At 42.3% G+C, this 23,727-nt stretch carries 23 protein-coding genes; 10 read left to right on the top strand and 13 right to left on the bottom strand.

Going from position 1 to position 23,727, the window contains the following annotated elements:
• Positions 1-186 precede the first annotated feature (186 nt).
• Entirely contained in the window at positions 187-765 is a 579-nt protein-coding gene (locus tag F9817_RS18600; protein ID WP_161157687.1) for a thymidine kinase, read from the top strand.
• Positions 766-836: 71 nt separating this feature from the next.
• On the opposite strand, the gene F9817_RS18595 is transcribed toward F9817_RS18600, so the two are convergent.
• Both F9817_RS18595 and F9817_RS18590 read right to left on the bottom strand, forming a co-directional pair.
• Positions 837-1,484, bottom strand: a complete 648-nt coding sequence (locus F9817_RS18595) for a YdcF family protein (RefSeq protein ID WP_161157670.1) — start codon at positions 1,482-1,484, stop codon at positions 837-839.
• A complete protein-coding gene (locus F9817_RS18590; protein WP_161157669.1) occupies positions 1,477-2,307 on the bottom strand; it encodes an NAD(P)H-binding protein in 831 nt (276 codons plus the stop codon). Before F9817_RS18590 ends, F9817_RS18595 begins: the two co-directional genes overlap by 8 nt.
• 422 nt (positions 2,308-2,729) lie before the next feature.
• Here F9817_RS18590 and F9817_RS18585 point away from each other — a divergent pair, with 422 nt between their 5' ends.
• Complete coding sequence (locus F9817_RS18585; RefSeq protein ID WP_161157668.1) at positions 2,730-4,079, top strand: DNA repair protein; 1,350 nt, start codon at positions 2,730-2,732, stop codon at positions 4,077-4,079.
• Between the two features lie 240 nt (positions 4,080-4,319).
• Here F9817_RS18585 and F9817_RS18580 read toward each other — a convergent pair whose 3' ends face one another.
• The gene (locus F9817_RS18580) at positions 4,320-4,550 is read right to left on the bottom strand and encodes a TIGR02647 family protein (protein ID WP_161157667.1); all 231 of its coding nucleotides are present in this window, start codon (positions 4,548-4,550) and stop codon (positions 4,320-4,322) included.
• Between the two features lie 639 nt (positions 4,551-5,189).
• Between F9817_RS18580 and focA the strand changes: the two genes are divergently transcribed.
• Positions 5,190-6,035: a formate transporter FocA gene (gene focA, locus F9817_RS18575; RefSeq protein WP_161157666.1), complete on the top strand. Its 846-nt coding sequence runs from the start codon at positions 5,190-5,192 to the stop codon at positions 6,033-6,035.
• Between the two features lie 374 nt (positions 6,036-6,409).
• Here the strand turns inward: focA and F9817_RS18570 are convergent, their stop codons facing one another.
• The 8 genes from F9817_RS18570 to pspF form a co-directional block, all read right to left on the bottom strand.
• Positions 6,410-7,207: an ABC transporter permease gene (locus F9817_RS18570; RefSeq protein ID WP_161157665.1), complete on the bottom strand. Its 798-nt coding sequence runs from the start codon at positions 7,205-7,207 to the stop codon at positions 6,410-6,412.
• A gap of 256 nt (positions 7,208-7,463) precedes the next feature.
• Entirely contained in the window at positions 7,464-8,216 is a 753-nt protein-coding gene (locus tag F9817_RS18565; protein ID WP_161157664.1) for a transporter substrate-binding domain-containing protein, read from the bottom strand.
• 229 nt (positions 8,217-8,445) lie between these two features.
• Positions 8,446-9,240 carry an ATP-binding cassette domain-containing protein gene (locus F9817_RS18560; protein ID WP_161157663.1) on the bottom strand — a complete coding sequence of 265 codons (795 nt, stop codon included), beginning with the start codon at positions 9,238-9,240 and terminating at the stop codon, positions 8,446-8,448.
• Positions 9,241-9,245: 5 nt separating this feature from the next.
• Positions 9,246-10,232 (bottom strand): peptide ABC transporter ATP-binding protein, encoded by a 987-nt coding sequence (locus tag F9817_RS18555; RefSeq protein ID WP_161157662.1) that lies wholly within the window; start codon positions 10,230-10,232, stop codon positions 9,246-9,248.
• Positions 10,232-11,119, bottom strand: a complete 888-nt coding sequence (locus F9817_RS18550; protein ID WP_161157661.1) for an ABC transporter permease subunit — start codon at positions 11,117-11,119, stop codon at positions 10,232-10,234. The genes F9817_RS18555 and F9817_RS18550 overlap by 1 nt, the downstream gene beginning before the upstream one ends.
• Positions 11,106-12,068, bottom strand: a complete 963-nt coding sequence (locus F9817_RS18545; RefSeq protein ID WP_161157660.1) for an ABC transporter permease — start codon at positions 12,066-12,068, stop codon at positions 11,106-11,108. The genes F9817_RS18550 and F9817_RS18545 overlap by 14 nt, the downstream gene beginning before the upstream one ends.
• Positions 12,068-13,690 carry an ABC transporter substrate-binding protein SapA gene (sapA, locus tag F9817_RS18540; protein WP_161157659.1) on the bottom strand — a complete coding sequence of 541 codons (1,623 nt, stop codon included), beginning with the start codon at positions 13,688-13,690 and terminating at the stop codon, positions 12,068-12,070. The genes F9817_RS18545 and sapA overlap by 1 nt, the downstream gene beginning before the upstream one ends.
• A 130-nt stretch (positions 13,691-13,820) precedes the next feature.
• Positions 13,821-14,918, bottom strand: a complete 1,098-nt coding sequence (gene pspF, locus F9817_RS18535) for a phage shock protein operon transcriptional activator (protein ID WP_161157658.1) — start codon at positions 14,916-14,918, stop codon at positions 13,821-13,823.
• 223 nt (positions 14,919-15,141) lie between these two features.
• Here pspF and pspA point away from each other — a divergent pair, with 223 nt between their 5' ends.
• Genes pspA through F9817_RS18515 form a run of 4 tightly spaced genes read left to right on the top strand, consistent with a single transcriptional unit; the run spans position 15,142 to position 17,043 of the window.
• Complete coding sequence (gene pspA / locus F9817_RS18530; RefSeq protein WP_161157657.1) at positions 15,142-15,822, top strand: phage shock protein PspA; 681 nt, start codon at positions 15,142-15,144, stop codon at positions 15,820-15,822.
• Positions 15,823-15,831: 9 nt separating this feature from the next.
• Positions 15,832-16,065 (top strand): envelope stress response membrane protein PspB, encoded by a 234-nt coding sequence (gene pspB, locus F9817_RS18525; RefSeq protein ID WP_161157656.1) that lies wholly within the window; start codon positions 15,832-15,834, stop codon positions 16,063-16,065.
• Positions 16,058-16,438 (top strand): envelope stress response membrane protein PspC, encoded by a 381-nt coding sequence (pspC, locus tag F9817_RS18520; RefSeq protein ID WP_161157655.1) that lies wholly within the window; start codon positions 16,058-16,060, stop codon positions 16,436-16,438. The genes pspB and pspC overlap by 8 nt, the downstream gene beginning before the upstream one ends.
• Before the next feature lie 17 nt (positions 16,439-16,455).
• Entirely contained in the window at positions 16,456-17,043 is a 588-nt protein-coding gene (locus F9817_RS18515) for a DNA-3-methyladenine glycosylase I (protein ID WP_161157654.1), read from the top strand.
• A 220-nt stretch (positions 17,044-17,263) separates the two neighbouring features.
• On the opposite strand, the gene F9817_RS18510 is transcribed toward F9817_RS18515, so the two are convergent.
• Together F9817_RS18510 and cls are read right to left on the bottom strand one after the other, a co-directional pair.
• A complete protein-coding gene (locus tag F9817_RS18510; protein WP_161157653.1) occupies positions 17,264-18,451 on the bottom strand; it encodes a cystathionine beta-lyase in 1,188 nt (395 codons plus the stop codon).
• A 75-nt stretch (positions 18,452-18,526) separates the two neighbouring features.
• Positions 18,527-19,981: a cardiolipin synthase gene (gene cls, locus F9817_RS18505; RefSeq protein WP_161157652.1), complete on the bottom strand. Its 1,455-nt coding sequence runs from the start codon at positions 19,979-19,981 to the stop codon at positions 18,527-18,529.
• A gap of 433 nt (positions 19,982-20,414) precedes the next feature.
• On the opposite strand from cls, the gene F9817_RS18500 reads away from it, so the two are divergent.
• From F9817_RS18500 to F9817_RS18490, 3 genes are all read left to right on the top strand, one after another.
• Positions 20,415-21,749 (top strand): sodium-dependent transporter, encoded by a 1,335-nt coding sequence (locus F9817_RS18500; RefSeq protein WP_161157651.1) that lies wholly within the window; start codon positions 20,415-20,417, stop codon positions 21,747-21,749.
• A 158-nt stretch (positions 21,750-21,907) separates the two neighbouring features.
• The gene (locus F9817_RS18495) at positions 21,908-22,606 is read left to right on the top strand and encodes a TIGR01621 family pseudouridine synthase (protein WP_161157650.1); all 699 of its coding nucleotides are present in this window, start codon (positions 21,908-21,910) and stop codon (positions 22,604-22,606) included.
• A gap of 57 nt (positions 22,607-22,663) precedes the next feature.
• Positions 22,664-23,599 carry a class I SAM-dependent methyltransferase gene (locus F9817_RS18490; protein ID WP_161157686.1) on the top strand — a complete coding sequence of 312 codons (936 nt, stop codon included), beginning with the start codon at positions 22,664-22,666 and terminating at the stop codon, positions 23,597-23,599.
• Positions 23,600-23,727 lie beyond the last annotated feature (128 nt).

Here is a 23,727-nt window from a genome sequence, read left to right as displayed (position 1 = left end):
TTTTGCACTGAAAAGTGATCAAGTAATAAGAAAAGCGACCGCAATAGGTCGCTTTTTTGTTACAATGCGCGCCACTTATTTTTTATATCAATGTTGGTCAATTATCCAAGTCGTTCATTATTGACGATGGATTCAATGTTGCTATTTGTGCTGGTGGTCGACCAGCAAAATGTAGGAATTGTTCTTTTGGCTCAGATGTATTTTTATTACTCAGCAATGAATGCGGGTAAATCTACGACGTTATTACAATCGGCATTTAACTATAAAGAGCGCGGTATGACGCCTGCGATCTTTACCGCAGCGATTGATGATCGATTTGGTGTGGGTAAAGTCAGTTCAAGAATTGGCCTAGAAGCCGATGCGTATCTTTATCATGAAAATTCGGATCTCTTGGCAGATATTACCGTGATTCATACCCAACAAAAACGTCACTGTATTTTGATTGATGAGTGTCAGTTTTTGACTAAAGAGCAGGTTCATCAATTAACAGAAGTTGTTGATAAATTAGGCATACCTGTACTTTGTTACGGATTAAGAACCGATTTTCAGGGCGAATTGTTTGAAGGCAGTAAATATCTGTTAGCGTGGGCGGATAAATTAGTCGAGTTAAAAACCATTTGTCACTGTGGCCGTAAAGCCACCATGGTGATTCGTACTGATGAGCATGGCAATCCAATTAAAGAAGGTGATCAGGTTGCTATCGGCGGTAACGACAAATATGTGTCAGTCTGTCGTAAGCACTATAAAGAAGCATTAGGCATTTAATGGCTAGTGGTCACAGCGTAATAAAAGAAAGGGAGCGTCGGCTCCCTTTCTGCATTCTGTGAAAGACAACATTAAGCCGCTGCGTCGTTACCAAAGATCTTGATTAACGCTTGATAAGCTTGAGCGACTTCTTCTGGGATGGGTTGGCTAATTTGAAATCCTTTATCCGGATAGTTAACGATACGTTCATAATCGCCAAGCAGTTGTTCAATGACCAGATCTAACGTCATATCTTCAGTCAGGTATTCAAAAAAGTCGTTGGTACATGATGTGACTTGTAAACTATCGACCGCCGTTGGCCATTGCTTCATAAAAGTCGCGTACGCGCGACGTTCTTTATAAGGTTTGTGCACCAAAATAACCCGTTTGGGAGCAATACCATGTTCGCTCAATAGTTCGTAACTGAAACGCACGTTTTCGCCACTATTTTGCGCACGCTTTTCAAGCAGAATACTTTCTTGAGGAACGCCTGCGTCAATCGCCACTTCGGCAAAACGTTCTGCTTCCGGTGTATCAAAGACTCCTCGGGTAAGACGACCATGTTGACCACTAAATACAATCAACGGTGCTAATCCTTGTAGGTAAAGGTTAGAGGCATGCTCGGCAACACGAGTATCGTTGCTTCCCATGGTGATGATCACATCGGCGGGTTGCAGTTGATGATCAAGCTGCATATAGCGCCATAAAGTCTCTAAATGTTGATATAGATGTTTACTCATTATCGGACAGTGCCTCCAGAGTATTTGTATAATGGAATGAATACCCAAGCCGGATCAATTTATCACTGACTATCTGTTTATCTGGTAGATCATTGATTGGTGGCAGTGGCTCTTTTGATCCAATGATGTCTAATGCAGCTTGGTAGAATTGCGCCTTACTCACCGTATTAGGGGTCGTCGCGTTGATAACTTGACGTGAAAGGTGGCGCAGAGAAAATTCGGTAATTCCTATCGCATCTTTCTGATGCAACATATTGGCTGGTGCCTCGCTACTCACAGATTTTAGTCGTGTTGCAAAACGAGCTGGGTGACGATCGGCACCAAACAGGCCGCTGCAACGAATAATGACATAGTCTAATCCTGAATCGATCACACACTGTTCTGCTTTTAATAGGATGCGAGCATTATCGGTGAAGGTGTCATTGTTTAGCGCTAGGCTGTAACTGGCATCTTCTTCATGCATAATTTGACCAAGGTTAGGGTAGACCGATGTTGAACTGATCATGATGATTTTCTTTACACCCGCCGCATGAGCGTGTGTCACTAAGTTACCCCAGTAATGAGCGTATTCGTCGCCGTTACCGCGACGAAAACCAGGGGGAAAGCAACCAATAACAGTGTCACACTGACGTTGAAACAGCTGTTCTGTTAGGGCATCGGGTGTTGTGAGATTGCAAAGAAAACTTGGGATCCCTTGTTTGGCAAGCATCTCAACACCAGCCATTTGGGTTTTAGTGACGCTAACTTTCATTTGCTGCTTTAACAAAGATTGGGCCAATGGCTGACCAAGCCAACCTGCACCGATAATCACCACTCGACTCATAATATTGCTTCCTTTGAATTTCTCCTGCTGCGTTAACCTTTACGGCTAATTTCACAATGAAATGTCGTGTTGTTACTCAAATAACAATGTTGTATATCAGCATGTTATCTAAGTACTTACGGCTAATAAACCTAGGTGGTTAAACCCTATGATCATAACGTTTCAAATCGTATTCTGCGAGCACTGTGGCATATTTAATCTATACTTTGCATGTGTGAACGATACCTATCTGTGGCGCGATTGATTCAACTGCTGCAGATAGACCACCTGAATTTAATTGAATTTCAGATTAACCTAAACTTAGATTTGTAATAAAATAGTCGAACTAATGTCATAATTTCTCGTTTTTGATAATAATGACATTATTGTCTATTCGAATACCTACTCGTCAACAAACCGAGTATCGCCATAAAGGACCAAGTATGAATCAACTACGTATGACAGTAGTGGCTTCTGTGTTAGTTGCTCTTATGGGGTGTCAAAGTACGCCTAAAGAGCCGCAGCAAGCAAGTCAAACGAATCAAGAACAGCAACAAGCGAATGTTGAATTCGAGAAAGTGAAAGATACGCATACTACTTGGACTAAAAACCTTAGTCATGTTGACGCTCTTAAAATTTATTCGCCTACAACGTACAAAACGTTGTTAAAAGCGTGGAACGAAGCCTCCGATCTTTACAAAGTGATGGAAAAAAATCCTACCGTAACACTTGAAGATCGCTCTTTCTTTTCCAGTCAAAGCTATGCGCAAGCGTACAACGAAAAAATTATCGCCGTGGATGCTGCGTATAAAAAATTAGAACAACTAAAAGCCAAAGCTGATGTGCTTTTAGCCGATTCTATTGCGCAGATGAATCAGCTTGATGCTATTTTTGCTAATCGTCATTTCCCTGATGAGTACCGCTCGTTGCTCTCTGACTATGAAGAGTTGTTTGATGATGTTGCGGATGATGAATTAGAAGATGCCCAGGAGAACCAGGTAGAATTCTTAGCCAATGGCCGCAAGCTCGAAATAAAAGTGGAACACAAGGTTTATATCTCGCCACTTGAGCAAGAGCTATATGTACTTAAACGTGAAGAGTTTAATACGGTTGCTCCTATGACATTTAGCGCTGCACAGAGTGAAATTCAGTTAGCGTCCAACGTGGTAGCGGGCAACCCTCGTGATAAAGTAGCCATTAAAGCGGCTGTAGCGAAAGCTCGCTTTGAAATACAACATGTTAAACAAGTGACTCATCAAGTAAAAGTATTGGCTGCGATTGAAGATGGGCAGTTTGAAAACTATGTACTCGATACAGAGAATCAATTACTGACTATCTCAAAAGCGATTGATGGTTCAGATTTCCGCGACGTTGTTTTTCGCGAGCAAGCTGAAAAAGTTCTAGAGCAGGTCAAGAAATTACGTAGTGCGGATAAAACCGATCTGTTACTCGAAAAATTAAATAAGAGCCAGGCAAAAACAGAACAGTTGTTGAGCGATAATAATAAGTTAACTGCTGAACTAAAACAGCAGCATACTTTGTCTAGTGCGTATCAAAATCAAATTGAGCAGCAAACCAAGTTGATTGAACGTTTAGAACAACAGCTAAATAGCAAACCGTCTCCAGCAGCTTATGATGCGGCTGATAGCACGATTGCTCCATCTGAAAGCAACAAAGAAGTGAGTAATAAAGTTGACACTCCTGTCGAGCCTACCGCGGTTGCAACACCTGCCGTAGCAACGGATACGTCTGTGACAACTTCTACTACAACTGATGAGACAGCACAACAGTGACAACAGTGAATCAGCTGTTCTTGTGTTGTGGTGAATAAAAAAGAGTGCGAAAGCACTCTTTTTTATAGGTATACCCAAATGAGATCCCGAAGGGCGAGTTGTATTCACTCCTAGGGATATATTGCTGATTTTTAAAGTAGAATGACTATGTCTTCAAATCAGTGCCTTGTCTAAGAGTGAAACCATTCTCGTTGAAACAGTATCTTGAGGTTACTTGGGTATATATACATAGATGATGAATCAATCGAGAATTCGATGAATTTTGTGGATACATTCGGCTAGTTCAATGCCTTCGTGGGTCAAGTATCCACCGTCAGGCTGGGTACAAAGTCCTTTCTCAAATAGGTTTTGCACCGCAGTTTGTATGGCTGGTAATGCGTCACTATGAACCTTAATTCCATTAGCGGTACTGCTTAAGTCAAACTGGAGAATTAAGTTTAATTCTTCGATTTGGTTTGGCTGAAATTTCATTGTGTTACCCCTACCTAATAATTGGTTAACATTAATTATCCGCAATTCACATCATCATCTTCAATTACAATAATGGGTGACTGATTGTATAAAGCGCCCTATTACGATACTCAATACCATCTTGTAATTCATAACACCATTACAAGATAGCTTGCCCTGCCATTGTCGCAATAAGTCAAAAACGAATCTGTTAGCTAGACCACTTTAACGGGGTAATTATCAACATTTTGACGTTAATATTGAATTGTATCAGTGAGTTAGTTTGATGTTCACTGGGTAATAAACAATGAGTCTTATCGTGTAAACAAGTGTTCATACAGCAGGGCAGTTAGATGGGGATTCTCTTTATGCTAAATGTTAATTAAATTTTGTTTAAATTAACTAATAGTAATAAATAAAGATTTTGATTAATTAAAGATGAACAGAAGTGAAGTGCAATTAAGAGAATAAAAATTATGAACAGATTATAAATAATTCTGGTGTTATTTGTTCAAAAAGGTGAAGGGATGGGACATATATTTAGCTAACTAGATAATAAAGTGATTTATTTTGTTAAATATTATAAATACAACTTGAACTGAATAAGAAATAAGGCGATTATCGCATCACTTTAAATTTGTATCAAAACGTAAATCAATTATGGAACTTAACCAAATCGACGCATTATCCCCACAACAGATGGCTGAACGTGCCGCTGAAGTTGGTGTAGGTAAGGCGACTAAGCCTGCTTATAAATCATTTTTACTTGCTGTTTCTGCAGGTATCCAAATTGGTATCGCCTTTGTTTTTTACACTTTAGTTACCACTGGTACTCAAGATGTGGCTTTCGGTTTTAGTAAGTTAATGGGTGGCCTTGCATTTAGCTTAGGTTTAATCTTAGTGGTTGTAACTGGTGGTGAACTGTTTACAAGCTCAGTGCTTACTTTAGTGGCAAAAGCATGCGGCAAGATCACATGGAAACAGATGTTCAAAAACTGGGCGATTGTTTATGCCGGTAACTTCTTTGGTTCTATGTTAATGGTTGTCATTATGCTAACGACCAAGCAATACATGAGCGACGGTGGTTTGCTGGGTATTAACGCAATGCACATCTCACAACACAAATTGCACCACACATTTATTCAAGCCGTTGCACTTGGTCTTATGTGTAACCTATTAGTATGTCTTGGTGTATGGATGACATTCGGTGCTCGCTCTATGTCTGATAAAGTGCTGCTTCTGGTTTTACCTGTCGCTATGTTTGTTTCTTCAGGTTTCGAGCACTGTATTGCTAACATGTTCCAAGTACCAATGGCGATTGGTATCAAAGCGTTTGCTCCTGAATCGTTTTGGCAAGTGACTGGTGCCAATATTGCTAATTTTGCTGACCTTAACTGGGCAACATTCATTGTGAATAACTTAATTCCAGTGACTATTGGTAATATGATTGGTGGCGGTATCGTTGTTGGTCTTCTGTACTGGACTGTGTTCTTGAAAAAACACTAAGCGTTCAATTTATTGTTCTAAAAAGCGGTCATTACGATCGCTTTTTTTATGTCTGCATTTCGACGTTAGCTTATAAGTACGTTGTGATCATTTAAGGTTATCCACATTTTCTGTGGATAACCTGTTTTAAATCTCGTGTGTAACTTAAGGTGATGAAAAATAGTGCAAAAAACGCACGTTTTTCGTGCAACATGCAAGTGTCATTTTTCTCATTCAATAATAACTTTCACTTAACAATATTGGCTATTTCTTATAGCGACTTTGCATCGTTTACAGTTATTGAACAAGGGAACTGTGATCTTCCAAATTAATAATGATCTTGTCCACAGGTTATGTTTGATCCGCGCGATGGGCATAACTCACACTTTTGGTGACTATTTGTTCAGCTTAGTGAGCTCGACAAGTATTCGACCTTCGCGAGTCAGAACTTTTCTTAGGCTCAAATGAACGGTGCAGACTAAAGACACATTCATGGTGACGTAAATACCGGTCATTATCATTAACTGGTATTTAATCGCTATCATAGGTGAGGCGCCACCTAAGATTTGACCTGTCATCATTCCTGGTAAAGTGACTAAACCAATAGTAGCCATAGAGGCTAACAATGGTGCGGAGGCTTTTTGTAACGCTTCCCGAACAAAGGAGCGTGATGCGTACGTAGGTGCTGCACCTAAGGCTATGGCTGCTTCGTATTCTCCCTTCCGTCTTTGGTAGCAACTAAATAGGTTCTGTAGTGCAATAATATTGCTGCTGATAGTGTTACCAAGCAGCATCCCTGCTAGTGGGATCATATATTGGGCACTGTAAAGAGGGGTAGGTTGCACCATGGTAAGACAAATGATGGCTAGTGTAGGGAACATACCGATCCCTAGAGCTAACGTGATGGGTAATAAGAGCAATCGTTTCGGTAAGTGTGTTTTAGATAAAATCGAACTCGCCCCAACCGTGATCATACAGAGCATCCAGGCAATATTGATCCATAGGTTATTAAGATTAAATAAATATTGCAGATAACTCCCAACTAAAAAGAGCTGAATCGCCATGCGGCCGATGGAAATAACGATGTCTTTGGCGAGTCCAAGCTGATGATAAGCATTGATGGCTAGTGGAATGGACAAAATCAAACCAAATAGAGCTAATTGCCACCATGATATATCGATTGCATTGTTCATAAAAAATCCCGGGAAAATGTAGAGACGTATTCCTACAAGTGAACATGGTGGAGTGATAATGTCAGTAAGGCAAACTTATCGAAATGTATAATAAAATAACCTCAAGATGCCAGTTCAAAGCGAATGTATCCGCAATTAGGCATGTACTGAGCTGAAGGATTAGTCATTCCACATAGAATTTAATACGTTCATTATACGCATATATGCAAATTTTCTGATGTTCATAAAAGGAAACTGTTGAATACTGGGGCAACGACTAATTCGTTACCTCATCAAATTGCTCAATAAGGTGTTGTAACTCGCCAGAATCGATCAACTGTTTAAGACCTGCATTAAAAGCTGTTATGTATTTCTGTGCATTGGGATTTAGTTTCCCTGCTGCCACATAAAGCCCATTGTAGGACACATTAGGGTAAACTTTTTGAAATATGTTGGTCGGGATATTGTGCTGTCTCATTGTCCATAGAGCAACGCGGTATTCCTCTATGATCAAATCAATTCTTTCAGTTTGGAGTTTGCGAATATTTGTGACTAAATCGGCGGCTGGGATTTTCTTAACTTTATCGGTCGACATAAAATCAGCGTCATAGGCATAATTGCGAATAATACCGACACTTTTACCAACTAAATCTTGGTAAGTCCCCCAATCAACGGGGTTTTTCCTCAAAGTAATAAAACTAATTTCGTTAAACAGGTAAGGATCGGAAAAAATCATGGATTGCTCGCGCTCTTCTGAATACCAAGCGGCAATCAATACGGCATCGGCTCCTCGCTGCACCTCTTTTAAAGCTCGCGACCATGGCGTGATGCGTAAGTCTAGATAGTATCCGGATAGAGCAAAAGCGCGTGACACGATTTGCACCGATAATCCTGTTGGTCGCTCAGCATCAATAACGTACGGTGGCCAGCCATTTTGCAAACCGACTACCGCTGTCAACTGTTGGCTGAAGGCAGACAGACTAAAGAATGAATGGGTAATAACTAGCAGAAAATACACAAGTTTTCGCACTGACAATCCTACATGGCGTTTTTGCAGTAAAGTGTAGTTGTATATTGTGGAAATTGCATAATCAGTACGAATCTTTTAACTGGCCTTACTGCTAAACAGACCCACATGACCTCAAGATGCAGGATTCAGAGTTTCGTCAATGAGCCTAAGTCGAAGCAATCACGGAAAGAATGGAACGCAGATATACGAGAGTAGGGCACCGAGTGTGATGCCCTATGTCGCATGGTGATTATTTATTTTTGAAGCTTGGTGCTTTATAAAAATGGCTTTCAATCATACGTTCGGTGATAGGGTGCTGTGGGTTAGATAACACCTCTTGAGTTTCACCAAATTCAACCACTTCACCTTCATGCATGACCATGACTTTATCTGTAATGTGCTTTACCACGCCAATATGCTGTGAAACATAGACAAATGAAACACCCATCTCTTCTTGTAATTCTAAGAACAGATTAATGATCTGCGATCGCATTGCCATGTCTAAGCCATTTAGGGCTTCATCGGCAACAATGATTGATGGTTGAAGAATCAGTGCTCGGGCTAAACAGACGCGCTGCTTTTGCCCTGTTGCAAGCATTTGCGGATAGAAATACGCATGTTCCGGCAATAAACCGACACGTATTAATGTTTCTCTAACCCGCTTTATGCGATCTTCGGGAGACATATTGGTATTTCGTTTTAGTGGGCCTTCCAAGATATGCCCAATTTGCAGACGCGGATTAAGCGAAGTATTCGGATCTTGGAAAATCATACGAATCAGCTTACAGCGAGTCGAGTAATCTTTATGTTCGAGTAACTCACCATTCACACGAATATTTCCGTTAGAGGGTTCGATCATTCCTGCGAGCATACGTGCAAGCGTCGATTTGCCTGAGCCGTTTTGGCCGATAAAACCGACGGTTTGACCTGCTTCTAAGCGAAAACTCACTGGTTTCACAGCTTCATAAACACGTTTACGAAATAGCCCTTGGCGAACAACAAACTCTTTCGATAGATTATCCACTTCGAGTAAAGAAATATTCACGTTAGTTACTCCATATTCAGTGGAAAGTGGCAAGAAAACTTATGATTTTTCACCCATTGAGTTTGCGGAACTTCAACACACTGTCGTTGAGCGTAAGGGCAGCGAGGACCTAATCGACAACCAATCGGTAAGTGTTGGAGAGGAGGAATAGAACCAGGAAGCGACTGCAATTTTTGCTTTGGTGGAATCCAATCGCTGAAATCAGGCATCGCTTTTAGTAAAGCAACGGTATAGGGATGCTTAGGGTATTCTAATAAATGCGCAGTCTCTGCAGATTCGACCGATTGACCACAATACATAACGGTAATGCGAGTCGCCCACTGCGTAATGGTATTTAAATCGTGCCCAATCAACATAATTGAGGTGTTATTGACCTGATTCATCCGGCTCAAAAGGCGCAAAATTTGCGATTGAGTAATAGGATCAAGGTCATTAGTCGGCTCATCTGCAATCAAAAGTTTGGGTTTGGCTGCAATCGCCATCGCGATCATGACCTTTTGACATTCACCATCGGTCAACTCATAGGAATAACTTTCCATCACTCGTTTGTGGTCTTTAATCCCCACTTTGTGTAATAAAGCGATGGCCTGTTTTTTACGCCAGCCAAAACGCTTCCACCACCGACCTGCAAAAGTGCGGTAGGGGATAGACTCGATCAACTGCTTACCGACTTCATCGGAAGGGTCTAAACAGGTTGATGGTTCTTGGAAAATCATCGCGATATCGCGCGCGATGACTCGGCGACGTTCTTTGGCCGTTAATTGGAGTAAATCAATATTACCTAATCGCATCCGATCGGCCGTCACACGCCAGTTTTCTTTCGTCACTCCAACAATGGCTTTTGCAACCAAGCTTTTCCCTGAACCGGATTCACCCACGAGACCGCGGATTTCTCCTTCCGTCATGGTCAAACTCATTCGGTCGACCGCTTTAACGATGCCTTGGGGAGTGTCTATTTCAATCGTAAGGTGACGAATATCAAGGATTGGCATTATTCGACTCCTGCATTAATAGATTGACGAACGCCATCACCAACCAAGTTGATGATAATAACAGTGACCATAATAGCGATGCCGGGTAATGTCACTGTCCATGGCGCTAAATAGATCAGTTCCACGGAATCTCCTAGAATTGCCCCCCATTCAGTGCTTGGTGCTTGTGCGCCTAACCCGAGAAAACCCAGTGCCGTAATATCCAAAATAGCCACAGTCACTGCCATGGTAAATTCAGCGACAATCAAGGCCAAAATATTCGGTAAGATGGAGTGCCAGAAAAGATAAAAATCGGTTGCCCCATCAAGCCGCGCAGCCATGATGTAATCTTTTTCGATTTCGTTATGCACCGCGATGTAAACCGAACGGATAAAACGGGGAATCAACGCCAACCCAATAGCGAGCAAGACGTTAAATTCACCAAAGCCAAGGAAAGCAACAAAAATAATCGCTAGCAATAACGAAGGGATAGACATAACGGTATCAAATAAGTGGTTTAACGTACTAGAAATTAAACCGCGTGTCATACCTGCTAAGAATCCAATGCTACAGCCAATTACAGCCGACAATATGGTCATCAGCAGCGACGCGCCAAACGTGAGGCGAGTGCCATCAATCAAACGTGATAAGATATCACGCCCTAAATCGTCGGTACCAAAGAAATAATCCACTGTTCCAGTGGGTTCCCATGATGGTGGTAGCAATAAGTTACTGCTTTGTGCATGAGGGTCGTGAGGTGTAATCCAAAAAGAGGCAATAGTAATTAACACCAAGAGTAAAAAAGCCCACAGGCCGAACATGCTGAGTTTATCGTTACGATAGCTACGCCAGAAACGCTGAAATTGCGTTGGGATATGCTCTTCTTGGTAGACGTTATTTGTTAGCATACCATTCCTTCCTTACTAACGGATTTACTATAGCACCAATCAAATCCGACAGAATAATGGCTGTGAGAACTAATGCCCCGATGACAATAACGCCAGCTTGGATAGAAACGTAATCTTGGCTTGACAAAGCATCTAATAGCCAGCGGCCAATGCCGGGCCAATCGAAGATAGATTCGGTTACGATAGCCAGTGTGAGCATACTCGAAAGCTGCACGCCAAATTTAGGGACAATAGGTGGAATCGCGTTGCGTAACACGTGTTGAGTCACTATCTCAAAATTCGATAAACCTTTAATTCGAGCGGCACGAATATAGTTTTGCGACATCACTTCAGATACTGAAGTACGCATTAGCGTTATCACCTGGGTTGTCGGTGAAATTGCGAGCACTAAACACGGCAAAATCATATGTTCGATAACACTTTGCAACGCATAATTACGAAATTCTCCGCTGGCTAGAAACGCATCAATCAGCGAAAAACCGGTCACTCGTTTCACGTCGTACAAAAGATCATAACGACCAGAGACAGGGAAGAATTGATACTGTAAAGAAAACACCATGATCATCATCAGCGCGACCCAGAAAATAGGTGCAGAATAGCCCGACATTGAGATAAATTTGATGACAGTGTCGACCCATTTCCCTTGTTTCATCCCAGCAATTGTTCCGAGCGGAATGCCAATAAAAAGCGAAAATAAAAAGGCGATAACACACAGTTCTAGCGTAGCTGGGAAAACCATTGCCAGTTGAGAGACGATCGGCTCACCGTTTTTCGCTACACCAAAATTGAGATGGGTTAATTCAGTGACATACATCGCCCATCCAGACCAGAAGCTTTGCTGTGCCCAAGGCGAAATGGGGTCAAGGCGCAATAAATTGTACCCAACCAACGTTAGGATTAGCAGGGTAATAATGAACAGGTTGAAGCGTCGAACGGCATAAATAAACATTAGTTACTTATCCTCTCAACAGTGTTGAAGGGTTCGACGCTAAACGGAGTCATATGCAGTCCAGTTAAGGATTTATTGTAGGCATTAAATTGCATGCCATGGGCCAAAGGAATCACGGGAAACTCTTGATTTAATATGTTTTGTGCCTGTTTATACAGGTTGAGACGATAGCGGGGACGATTGACTTCTAACGCCAAATCTAACAAGAAATCGAAGTCGCTATTACACCACATAGAGTAATTGAGCCCTGCGCGTTTTGCATCACAAGAAAGCAGAGGTCTTAAAAAACTGTCAGGATCACTGGTGGTGCCCTCCCAGCCTGTTAAGAACAGATCAATATTCTCTTTGTCGGCGATTTCGGTTCTGTTGAGGCGATCCTCCGGTATCAACGTTAGCTTTATGCCAATATCGGCTAAATTTGATTGGATTAACTCAGCCGCTTTGCGTGGGCTGGGATTATACCGACGTGGCTCTAAAGGTACAGACATTGTTAATTCTAAGCCTGTTTCATAACCTGCGGCGCGTAATAATCCCAACGCGTAATTCCTATCATAGCGAATTTGTGAACTGTCTTTTTGGTATGCCCAAGAGTTAGGCGGCAAGATGTTATAAGCAATACTGCCTGTGCCATAAAACACGGAATCGAGGATATTTTGTCGATTGATGGCGTAACTAATGGCTTTACGCACTCGCACATCATTTAACGCAGGGTGAGAGGTATTGACCGCAATAAACGCCACATTCATCGCTGGTTTAGACGTGAGAGTCACATCCGTTTGTTTCTTAATGGTCGGAATTTGGCTAGCAATCGGTGCGTTTAGCACGTCACATTCGTTACGTAACAGTTTGGCTAGTGTTCCCGTACCGCGTTGAGAAATATCAAATACAACCTGCTTCATTTTAGCGACGCCATTCCAATAGTTTGGATTGCGTTTTAAGCGAACATAATCGTGCGGTTGATAATCATCGAGGTAAAAAGGGCCAGTGCCAACTGGGTGGCTATCGATTTGTTGTTTCTCGTCTTTCAGCAGCAATTGTTGCGCATATTCCGCCGAGAGAATAACGGCATGCGGTGTGGCAATATTGGCAATAAAGCTGTTGTCTGGACGGCTTAAGGTGAATTTAACGGTATATTTGTCGAGTTCTTGGACATCAACTAACAAATTTTGAAAATCTAAACCTGTGAACCAAGGGTAGATTCCGTCATTGACATAATGGTAAGGGTTGATGGCATCAATAATACGACGAAAGCTGAATAATACGTCTTGAGCATCCATTGGCCGTGTTGGCGTAAACCAATCTGTCGTTTGAAAGGCGACATTGTGACGAAGGTGAAAGATGTATTCCGTGCCGTCTTTATTGACTGACCAACTTGTTGCCAGACTTGGTTTAGGTTGCAGCGTTTCAGGATCTAACGTCAATAACGAGTTATAAATTTGTGGGCTGAGAGCATCAACAGTAACACCACTATCGACCAGTTGCGGATTGAACGTGGTCAAATTGCTTTGTCCACAATAGATAAAGCCGCTCTTACGGATGCCGCTGTGGCTATTTTTGGTATCGCATCCTGCTAATAACGCAATGATGCAGATACTTAACGTCAGTTTTATTAATGCTTTCATATCGAAAATACGTATGAGAAACGAGGCGTTACTTTACAATATTGCCCCAAAATCTCGCTAATTTACCATCTTTTATTCCATGAAACCAAGTGAATTAGTTGAAAGCTGATCCACTGCCTGAAAATCGCCATTAATCTGTTTTGATTTGGTATTTTCTTAACATCCCTCGAAACTGATGATAGCTCAGACCTAGCAAATCAGCGGCATGCCTTTGATTAAACTTAGCCATTTTGAGAGCTTGATTAACAATACGGATATCTGCGTTCCTTTGCCACTGTTTGTAATCTACCGGTAAAACGGGCAAATCTTCATCGCTTGTCTGGTCAGATAAAAAGAGAGTTGGCGTTGGCGGCTTATCGTCTTCGGGTTCCGTTAATGGCGGCTCCATATTATTCACCGTGGGTGTGATTGACTGAGAGCAAACGGTACGTTCAGGGCTATGTGAAGAAGAAGGGACGAGCCAAGAGGTTTTAAATGGGTCGAAGACCACTTGGTTAACCGGAGTATCGAAATCCGTGTGTTGATAAACGGCGCGCTCTACCACATTTTTTAGTTCTCTGATATTACCGGGCCATGGATAGTGTAGGAGTTCTGCCATTACATTGTGGCTAAATCCTGAGAAATATGATCGCCCCAATTCACGGCACATTTTGATCGCAAAATGCTCCGCCAACAGTGGAATGTCTTGTTGTCGCGTCCTGAGTGGAGGAAGGTTGATAACGTCAAACGCTAACCTATCGAGTAAATCAGCCCGAAAACGGCCCTGACGAGTTAACTGGGGTAAATCTGCGTGAGTGGCGCAAATGAGTCGTACATCGCAGGTTAAAGGCGTATGACCGCCAACACGTTCGTAGGCGCCATATTCGATCACTCGCAGTAATTTCTCTTGGACTATGGTTGGCGTTGTGGCGAGTTCATCCAAAAATAATGATCCCCCTTCTGCACGTTCAAATCGACCAAGGTGACGTCCTTTGGCGCCGGTAAAGGCACCAGGTTCGTGACCAAATAGTTCTGAATCAATCAGTCCTTCGCTTAACGTGGCACAATTTAAGGTGAGCAGTGGAGATTGCCAACGTTTAGACAAGTAATGTAGTCGCTGGGCAATTAATTCCTTACCTGTGCCGCGTTCGCCGATAATGAGTACTGGGCGTTCTACTGGAGCCAGTTGAGAAACTTTATCTAATACCTCGTGAAATAATGGTGATTCACCGACCAGAGTTTGCTGCATCGTGAACTCCTTATCTAGGATCAAAAGGGAAATTATCGAATATGGTAAATTTAACCAATTATATGGTTAATTTGACCATTTAATGGTCAATTAAGTTACTACTTGTAGAGGGAAATACAAGTGGTAGTTTTTAATATATTGATTTTATGATGGTTTTATTATTGGCACATAACTTGATTGTTCTTTGTTCGATTGTTTCATAAACCTGTCAGAGGGCCGTATCATGGGTATTTTTTCTCGTTTCGCCGACATAGTGAATTCCAATATCAGTGCATTGCTGGATAAAGCAGAAGATCCTGAAAAAATGATTCGTTTGATTATTCAAGAAATGGAAGACACGCTGGTTGAAGTGCGGACACATTCAGCACGATCAATCGCTGATAAAAAAGAGTTGCAACGTAAAGTTGATAATGTGGCCACTCAGATTGAACAATGGCAAGAAAAAGCATGCTTAGCATTGTCGAAGCAGCGTGAAGATCTTGCACGTGGTGCACTTATTGAGAAGCAGAAACTGGAGGAAGTATTAAAAGGATTAAAAAACGAATATACGCTCGTCGAGGATAATATTGATAAATTGACCAGTGAAATTAGTAAATTAGAGAGTAAAATCACTGAGACTCGGGCGAAGCAACAGGCGCTCATCGTTCGTAATCAAACGGCTCATAGTCGTCGCGATGTACAGAAGCATCTAACGGCCGAAAAGGCGCAAGCCACTATGGCTAAATTTGATCAATATTCACGACGGATAGACGAACTTGAAGCGGAAGCTGACCTTTATCATTCAACAGGCAAAAAAACGTTAGATCAAGAATTTGCAGAGCTGCAAGCTCAAGATGAGATTGATAATGAACTGGCGAAACTCAAACAACAACTGAATAACAAACCAGCGCAACCAGAGGAATAGGGGATAGATATGGTGTCGGTATTTATGGTAGGTCCTTTGATGGTGTTCCTGTTAATTGTGGCACCATTATGGCTATTTCTGCATTACCGCAGTAAACGTAATTTTAATGATGCGTTGAGCCATGAAGATTATGAACAGCTTCATCAACTAACAGATAAAGCTCGTCAACTGCAAACGCGGGTCGAAACACTAGAGCGAATTTTAGATGTAGAAACACCAAACTGGAGATCTCGTTATGAGTAGATCTTCACTGTATAAAGACCCTCGCCATGGAAAAATTGCTGGGGTTTGTGCTGGTGTCGCCAATTTCTTTGGTTTAGAAATATGGTTAGTACGTATTCTCGTCGTATCTGCAACGTTACTCGGCGGTGGTTTCTTAATTATTCTGCTCTATATTGCTTTGTCACTGATGTTAGAAAAACAGCCTTATGGTGAACCGATTTATGCTCAAGAGCACACCATTAAGAGTAAACCTTGGGAGCAAGGGAAAACCGCTAAGCAATTACTGACAGCGATTGACGCTGATCTCATTGATGTGGAAAAAAAAGTACAAGAACTCGAAGCTTATCTCACCTCTGATGCTTATAAAGTGAATCGCGAGTTTAATAAACTGTAGTCAAAAGTGAGGTTTTCATGTCACAAGAATCAGCCTCGTCCTCGATATGCGCGTGGGCGATGAAACATCCGCTAGAACGCGAATATCACGACCAAGAATGGGGTAAACCAGTATTTGAAGACCAAACCTTGTTTGAATTTATTACCTTAGAAGGTGCTCAAGCTGGGTTAAGCTGGATTACGGTGTTAAAAAAACGCGAAGGTTATCGACAAGCGTTCAAAGATTATGATTTAACTGTATTAGCGGCTATGGGTGAGGCAGATATCGATTCGATTATCGCTCACTATGATGTGATAAAGCATCGCCTTAAAATTGCTTCCGTATTTACGAATGCAAAAGCGGCTTTATCTTTACAACAGGAATTTGGTTCACTGGCTAATGCCTTATGGCAATTCGTTGATGGTGAACCCGTTGTCAATCAGTGGACCACAATGGAACAAGTACCGGCCTCTACTGATGTTTCGAAACAGATGAGCAAGTTTTTAAAAAAACGCGGCTTTAAGTTTGTGGGCGAAACCATCTGTTATTCTCTCATGCAAGCAACTGGCATGGTCAATGACCATTTAGTGGGCTGTCATTCGCTCTTAGGCAAGGCACTGATTTGAAGACATAGTCATTCTACGTTGAAAATCAGTAACACCGCCTAGGAGCGAATACAACTCGCCCTTTGGGAGCTCATCAACAAACCTATTTCTACGCCCAATCACGTTAAAAGGGAATGACCATTCCTGCCGTGATTGAGCTTGACCTAGGCTCGTTGATGAAGCTCTGAATCCTGCATCTTGAGGTCATTTGGGTATATAGATGAAGTGATATTACTGGTCTTTATGCGAGCGCAGCATTGTATGCCGCGAAGCCTTTTTCTAGATCCGCTTTCAAATCATCAAGGTCTTCTAAACCAACGTGAATACGTAGTAACGTACCTTCAAAGTTTGGATTAGATAGTGTACGCAGCGCGTTAAAACTACTTGGTTCATTGGCAAGAATCAGACTTTCGAAACCACCCCAAGAATAGCCCATACTGAAATGTTCAACGGTATCTAACAGTGCTGTCGTCGCTTTTGGATCGCTTTGTTTTAAAACGATCGAGAACAGGCCATTGCCACCTGTAAAATCGCGTTTAAAGAACTCATGCCCCGGGCAACTTTCAAGACCTGGATGACGCACATGGTCCACTTCAGGACGTTCAGCTAACCATTGTGCTAATTCTAAACTGCTTTTACCGTGTTGCTGTAAGCGAACACCTAACGTGCGGATGCCACGTAGAGCAAGGTAAGCATCATCAGGAGATACACATTGACCCATTAAGTAGCTTTGTTCACGCAGCTGATCCCAGTATTTTTCACTCGCAACAGCCGTACCAAGCATGACATCTGAGTGACCAACAATGTATTTGGTCGCTGCTTGGATAGAGATATCGACACCGTGGGCGAATGGGTCAAAGTTCACACCGGCAGCCCATGTGTTATCGAGCATGACAATAATATCGTGTTCGTGTGCAATAGCGGCTAGTGCGGGAACATCTTGCACTTCCATCGTGATAGAGCCAGGAGATTCAGTAAATAATACTTTTGTGTTTGGCTGGATGAGGTCGCGAATGCCTTCACCTACCAATGGGTCATAGTAAGTGGTCTCTACACCTAATTTTTTCAGCATGATTTCACAGAAATCACGGGTTGGTTCGTAGCAAGTGTCGACCATTAGAATGTGGTCACCAGCACTAACAAAAGAAAGAATTGTGTTAGTGATCGCGGCTGCACCACATGGGAAAAGTGCGCAACCCGCGCCGCCTTCAAGCTCTGTCATTGCTTCTTGCAAAGCAAAGTGAGTCGTTGTGCCACGACGTCCATAAAATAGGGTCTTATTTGTGCGGTTTACGGTGGCGTGTTTTTTCTCTGCTACTGTGTTGAACACAACGGTAGACGCACGCTGTACAGGCGGGTTGACTACACCGTTAGTCCATTTTTTATTGCGGCCTGCGGTGACGAACTGAGTCTTTTTGCCTTCTGACATTTGCGGTCCTTGTCTGATAAATAAGTGAAAATAATGAACATTTAAAACATGGTGTCGCCAGACATGCAAGTCCAATTACAATAATGGGCTAAATAGATAGAAGAGGCGCTCCAAAAAACGGTGGCCCAAAGAGCGAGTACGCCACTTGGAATACTCGATTTGATGCGATTGTTTAATGTATTCTTGTTGTTGACGATAGAGTTCTTGGGTAAAACTTTTATCGTCAACCGCTAACGTCAGTTCAAAATTGAGCCACAGGCTACGCATATCAATATTGACGGTCCCAATTAAACAAAACTTTTGATCAATAACGACTGATTTTGTATGCAGTAATCCACCGTTGAACTCATGAATGGTCGCTCCCGCATCAAGCAGCTCACCGTAAAATGAGCGAGATGCCCATTTGACCATAAACGAATCATTTTTTTCAGGCAGAATAATATCGACAGAGACGCCTCGTTGGGCGGTCATTTTTAGTGTCGCTAATAAATCTGCACTCGGGACAAAATAAGGTGTGGTAATGCACACTGATGTTTTTGCCTGATGCATCGCCAAAGTAAGCACTTGGGAGATCAAATTTTCCGGCATACCTGGACCCGATGGCACCACTTGAATTGGGTGGTGGGGATCGCTCGGGCCAATTAAACATTCTGGTGTTTTGGGTAAGCGACGTTCACCTGTTTCAAACTCCCAATCCCAAGCATGAATCGCGGCAAGCACATTTACAGCAGGGCCTGTCATTCTGACTATGACATCTATCCATTGCCCAACTCCAGAATCTTGCTTGAAGTAAGCTGGGTCAACCATGTTCATAGACCCTGTATACGCAATTTTGTCATCGATAACAATGATTTTTCTGTGCTGACGTAGATCCAAACGGTTTAAGAAAATGCGCCAAGGGCTGACCTGCATCTGTTCAATGAGGCGAATTCCTGCATCGCGCATCATGTCTACCCAATGACTGCGAAAGAAGCGAGCACTGCCTGCTGAATCAAGTAGTAATTTAACTTCAACGCCCCGCTTGGCTGCTCGAATTAATGCAGATGCTACGGCATCGGTCAATCCTCCCGGGTGCCAGATATAAAAAACCATATGGATAGTACTCGTCGAAGATTCAATGTCATGAATGATCGAGTAGAGGATGTCATTGGGGGAATTATGTAACGTCAGATGATTCCCACTTAGTGCCGGAATCCCCATGCGGTGAGTACAAAGCTCATCGATTTTTTTTATATGGGCGCCCATGCCTTGGGGCAAGTGAGCTTGGCAATCTGAGAGCGAACGAAACCACTCTTCGAAAGGTGCAAACATGACTTTGGCTCGTTCGCCTCTTTTACGTCCAAGATTCAGTTCGCCAAATAGGAAGTAACAAAACACCCCTACAATCGGCAAAATATAGATAATCATTAGCCATGATAATGAAACACTAACCGCTTTGCGTTTAAGAACGACGCGTAATGTTACACCGGCAACGAGTAGCCAATAGATGGCGATTCCGACCAAAGTCAGTATGTGATAAATCTTATCCATGCATTCCGATGTTCATGTGAGTCCAAACTAGGATAGTAAATCCAATACTATAGTAGAGGAAGACTACCGTGAGTATATCAACTTACGCCAGTTTCAGTATTTAGGTTGTGATACTGAGTTGAAATAGCTACTGATACTGGGTGAGTATGGAGTAGGTTGACTATATTTTTGCACCAAATAATGTGTTTGCTAAAAAGGCTAAGTGCAATGTTTGATATCGGTAATGTGTAAAAATCCAGCGATTAAACGGTCTTTTGTGGATATAAACAGAAAAATATAAAGAGTGGGCTTCCAATTCTATCGACTAACTGTTCTACTTACCACCTACGGAGTGCGACTCCTTTTTAATTAAGGTGTAAAAAATAGTATACACTTAAAATTTCAGCACTCTCATCCACTTTTACTTACAAACACAACCTATTTGGTAACACTTATGGCAAGTAGTTCGAGAAGCCAATTTTCTTCAAGATTTGGTTTTATAATGGCAGCTGCAGGATCGGCTGTTGGTCTGGGAAATGTATGGGGATTCCCTACTCAGGCAGCCAGTAACGGCGGTGCAGTGTTTTTATTTGTTTATCTTATCATGGTCTTTTTGTTAGCGTTTCCGATGTTGGTCGCTGAGCTGACTATTGGTCGCTATGGTCAATCGAACGCGATTCGTTCATTTAGAAGTGCATGGCCTAAAGGTAAAGCCTTTGCGATTGTTCTCGGAATTGGTGGACTGATCGTCGTGTCATTGATCCTAAGCTTTTACTCAATCGTTGCTGGCTGGTTGATGGGATCATTCGCAGATAGTTCATTGAACTTGGTGGGCTTGGCGGATAAAAGCCATTGGCTAACGACATTTGGTACTGAACGTAACTTAGTATTAATGGTTATTTTCATGCTGCTGACCATGCATGTGGTTCGCAGTGGTGTCGCTGATGGTATTGAGAAATGGTCCACGCGTTTAATGCCACTGCTGTTTGTATTATTTGGTTTACTGACTGTGTACATTTTCACTCAAGACGGTTCGCTTGAAGGGTTAAAAATGTATTTAGTTCCAGATTTCTCGCATTTGACGCCTGAGTTGGTGGTCAGTGCAATGGGGCAGGCCTTCTTCTCGTTGTCACTGGGTGTCTGTGTCATGACTACGTATGGCTCTTACTTACAAAAAGACACCAACATTCCTAAAACGGCTGCTCAAGTGGCATTGATCGATACAGGTGTTGCTTTTATCGCAGGCTTGGTGGTTCTCCCTGCAATGTTTGTCGCAAAACATCATGGTGTACAAATTTTCTCAGATAGCGGTACACTGTTAAACTCAGACACGCTCGTGTTTACTGTACTGCCTGCGCTGTTCGATACGATGGGAGAGATGGGGGCTGTTGTTGGTGCAGTTTTCTTCTTACTGATGATTATCGCAGCATTAACATCGTCAATTTCGATGCTTGAGGTGCCAGTTTCTTGTGCGACTGAAGAGTTAAAGATCAGTCGGAATAAAGCAGTGTTACTTATTGGTGGGGTCGTGATTATTGCATCAGCAGCGATTGTGACTAACTTTAACCTGCTATTTGGTTTCGTGGTTAATTTCACAACGGTCTATTCACAGCCAATTATCGCATTATTAATTACGTTAATAGTGGGGTGGATTTGGAACCGCAACCAGATTTTAACTGAGCTAAAACAAGGCTACCCAGAAATCGAAAAAAGTTTGTTCTGGAAAATTTGGCCAACATACGTTCGTGTTGTTTGTCCAATTTTGATGTTGTTGGTATTTTTCGCTTAACGGTAAGTAGAGCGACACAAATCCAAAAGCTGTCTGACAAGGCAGCTTTTTTTGATCTTGGCTGTGATGCATCATGCAGTCAAACGAACATTAGCATGTGCTGTCTCGCATATTGCGATCATTTGGGTATAATTGGCGCGCTGTTATTAAGAGGTTCTATGTTCGATATTATTTATACCCATAGCGATTTTATCGTTATCAATAAACATCCAGGCGTCTCAGTTCATAAAGACGACGGTGACGTTATGCTCATGCAAGAAGTGGCGAAGTACACCGGCGATAAAAAGCTCTATTTGGTACATCGTCTCGATAAAATGACCTCTGGTATTCTTTTGTTGGCTCGCTCTTCAACTGCGGCAAGTGAGTTAGCACAGCAGTTTGCTAATCGTGAAATTCAAAAGTTCTATCTAGCGATTGGTAGTAAAAAGCCGAAGAAGAAACAGGGATTAGTGAAAGGTGATATGGAGCGTTCACGTCGCTCAAGTTGGAAGTTAAGTGCCTCTCACAATAACCCCGCGATTACACAGTTTTTTTCTTTGGCCGCTGATAATGGTCAGCGCTTGTTTTTATGTAAACCTCATACCGGTAAGACACATCAAATTCGCGTTGCACTGAAATCAGTCGGATCTGCCATTGTGGGCGACCCCATTTATAACCCTGCGAGTGATGCTGAACGCGGTTACCTTCATGCTTTTGCCATCCGTTTTGTGTATCAAAACCAGCCGTTTTCTTTCATTTGTGATCCAAGAGAGTTTGCTCAATGTGGTCAATTGTGGCATCAAAGTGTGGTCAATGAGGGGCTTAATCAGTGGCTAACACCATGGGATTTACCCTGGCCTCAAATCAAAAACGCCTAAACGTATTTATTTAATAAAGGAACACCTATGCACGATCTGCCTCATACCGACGAAGGCATGCAGACTAGCGCCTTACCGACTTTTTTTGCTCATATTACGCAGCAACTGGGAGAGGTTCCTGACGAAGTTCGTCGTTTATTCCACGGGCGTGGTCGTTGTTGGCCTGGTTTAGAACAACTAACCTGTGATTGGTTGCAAGGTCAGTTAGTCGTTAGCTTGTTTAAAGCCGTAGATGAGGATTTTTCCGCACAACTCATCGCAGGGCTTGAACAGTTTGCTCAAAGTGATATTTGGTTACAACGTAATGGGACCGCAATTTTATTACAACATCGCTATGCCAATGGAGCGCCATCTCAAGTCGTGGTGGGTGAGCTTGATTCGCGTCCAGTAGTGATTGAGTCGGGATTAAAATATCAACTCGACTTAGGGCGTAATCAAAATATGGGCCTGTTTTTGGATATGCGATTAGGCCGTGACTGGGTAAAAGCGCATGCGCAAGACGCCAATGTATTAAACCTCTTTTCATATACGTGTGGATTTTCTGTGGCAGCAATTGCTGGTGGCGCAGACCAAGTCATTAATATCGACATGGCAAAATCATCCTTAGCAAAAGGTCGTGATAACCATCAACTCAATGAGCATAATTTGGCGCAGGTGAAGTTTTGGGGACATGATATTTTTAAATCATGGGGTAAGATTACTAAATCGGGACCTTATGATTTAATTATCATTGATCCACCCTCGTTCCAAAAAGGCAGTTTTGCCCTGACGAAAGACTACCAAAAAATTCTACGTCGTTTACCAAAGTTACTGAGTGAGAATGGGGTTGTGTTGGCTTGTGTTAACTCTCCGGCAGTCACTTGCGATTTCCTCATTGATGGAATGAAAGAGCAAGCCCCCGAGCTTTTATTTCAATACCGTCTTGAAAACCCACCGGAATATAAAGATATTGATGAGCAAGCTTCTTTGAAGGCGCTGGTATTTAGTCGATAAAACATTAGCACTCAATGATTAAGATGTTAACCGAGGTTGCAGGGAACGTGATCTCGGTTAATGGTTCTAAATTGAAAGTTATACTAAGAAATAAATTCTTGCATAAAACGTTATGATTTTTACTGGTG

It is taken from the genome of Vibrio eleionomae, assembly GCF_009874545.1.
GTDB classification, from domain to species: Bacteria; Pseudomonadota; Gammaproteobacteria; order Enterobacterales; family Vibrionaceae; genus Vibrio; species Vibrio nitrifigilis.
Note: the sequence above shows the minus strand (reverse complement) of the source record. Positions and strands in the feature narration are given on the sequence as shown.

What these genes read in the sequence shown, in the direction of transcription:
- F9817_RS18595 (WP_161157670.1), bottom strand. Translation starts at nt 1,484, where the DNA reads ATGAGTAAACATCTATATCAACATTTAGAGACTTTATGGCGCTATATG.
- F9817_RS18590 (WP_161157669.1), bottom strand. Translation starts at nt 2,307, where the DNA reads ATGAGTCGAGTGGTGATTATCGGTGCAGGTTGGCTTGGTCAGCCATTG.
- F9817_RS18585 (WP_161157668.1), top strand. Translation starts at nt 2,730, where the DNA reads ATGAATCAACTACGTATGACAGTAGTGGCTTCTGTGTTAGTTGCTCTT.
- F9817_RS18580 (WP_161157667.1), bottom strand. Translation starts at nt 4,550, where the DNA reads ATGAAATTTCAGCCAAACCAAATCGAAGAATTAAACTTAATTCTCCAG.
- focA (WP_161157666.1), top strand. Translation starts at nt 5,190, where the DNA reads ATGGAACTTAACCAAATCGACGCATTATCCCCACAACAGATGGCTGAA.
- F9817_RS18570 (WP_161157665.1), bottom strand. Translation starts at nt 7,207, where the DNA reads ATGAACAATGCAATCGATATATCATGGTGGCAATTAGCTCTATTTGGT.
- F9817_RS18555 (WP_161157662.1), bottom strand. Translation starts at nt 10,232, where the DNA reads ATGCCAATCCTTGATATTCGTCACCTTACGATTGAAATAGACACTCCC.
- F9817_RS18550 (WP_161157661.1), bottom strand. Translation starts at nt 11,119, where the DNA reads ATGCTAACAAATAACGTCTACCAAGAAGAGCATATCCCAACGCAATTT.
- F9817_RS18545 (WP_161157660.1), bottom strand. Translation starts at nt 12,068, where the DNA reads ATGTTTATTTATGCCGTTCGACGCTTCAACCTGTTCATTATTACCCTG.
- sapA (WP_161157659.1), bottom strand. Translation starts at nt 13,690, where the DNA reads ATGAAAGCATTAATAAAACTGACGTTAAGTATCTGCATCATTGCGTTA.
- pspF (WP_161157658.1), bottom strand. Translation starts at nt 14,918, where the DNA reads ATGCAGCAAACTCTGGTCGGTGAATCACCATTATTTCACGAGGTATTA.
- pspA (WP_161157657.1), top strand. Translation starts at nt 15,142, where the DNA reads ATGGGTATTTTTTCTCGTTTCGCCGACATAGTGAATTCCAATATCAGT.
- pspB (WP_161157656.1), top strand. Translation starts at nt 15,832, where the DNA reads ATGGTGTCGGTATTTATGGTAGGTCCTTTGATGGTGTTCCTGTTAATT.
- pspC (WP_161157655.1), top strand. Translation starts at nt 16,058, where the DNA reads ATGAGTAGATCTTCACTGTATAAAGACCCTCGCCATGGAAAAATTGCT.
- F9817_RS18515 (WP_161157654.1), top strand. Translation starts at nt 16,456, where the DNA reads ATGTCACAAGAATCAGCCTCGTCCTCGATATGCGCGTGGGCGATGAAA.
- F9817_RS18510 (WP_161157653.1), bottom strand. Translation starts at nt 18,451, where the DNA reads ATGTCAGAAGGCAAAAAGACTCAGTTCGTCACCGCAGGCCGCAATAAA.
- cls (WP_161157652.1), bottom strand. Translation starts at nt 19,981, where the DNA reads ATGGATAAGATTTATCACATACTGACTTTGGTCGGAATCGCCATCTAT.
- F9817_RS18500 (WP_161157651.1), top strand. Translation starts at nt 20,415, where the DNA reads ATGGCAAGTAGTTCGAGAAGCCAATTTTCTTCAAGATTTGGTTTTATA.
- F9817_RS18495 (WP_161157650.1), top strand. Translation starts at nt 21,908, where the DNA reads ATGTTCGATATTATTTATACCCATAGCGATTTTATCGTTATCAATAAA.
- F9817_RS18490 (WP_161157686.1), top strand. Translation starts at nt 22,664, where the DNA reads ATGCAGACTAGCGCCTTACCGACTTTTTTTGCTCATATTACGCAGCAA.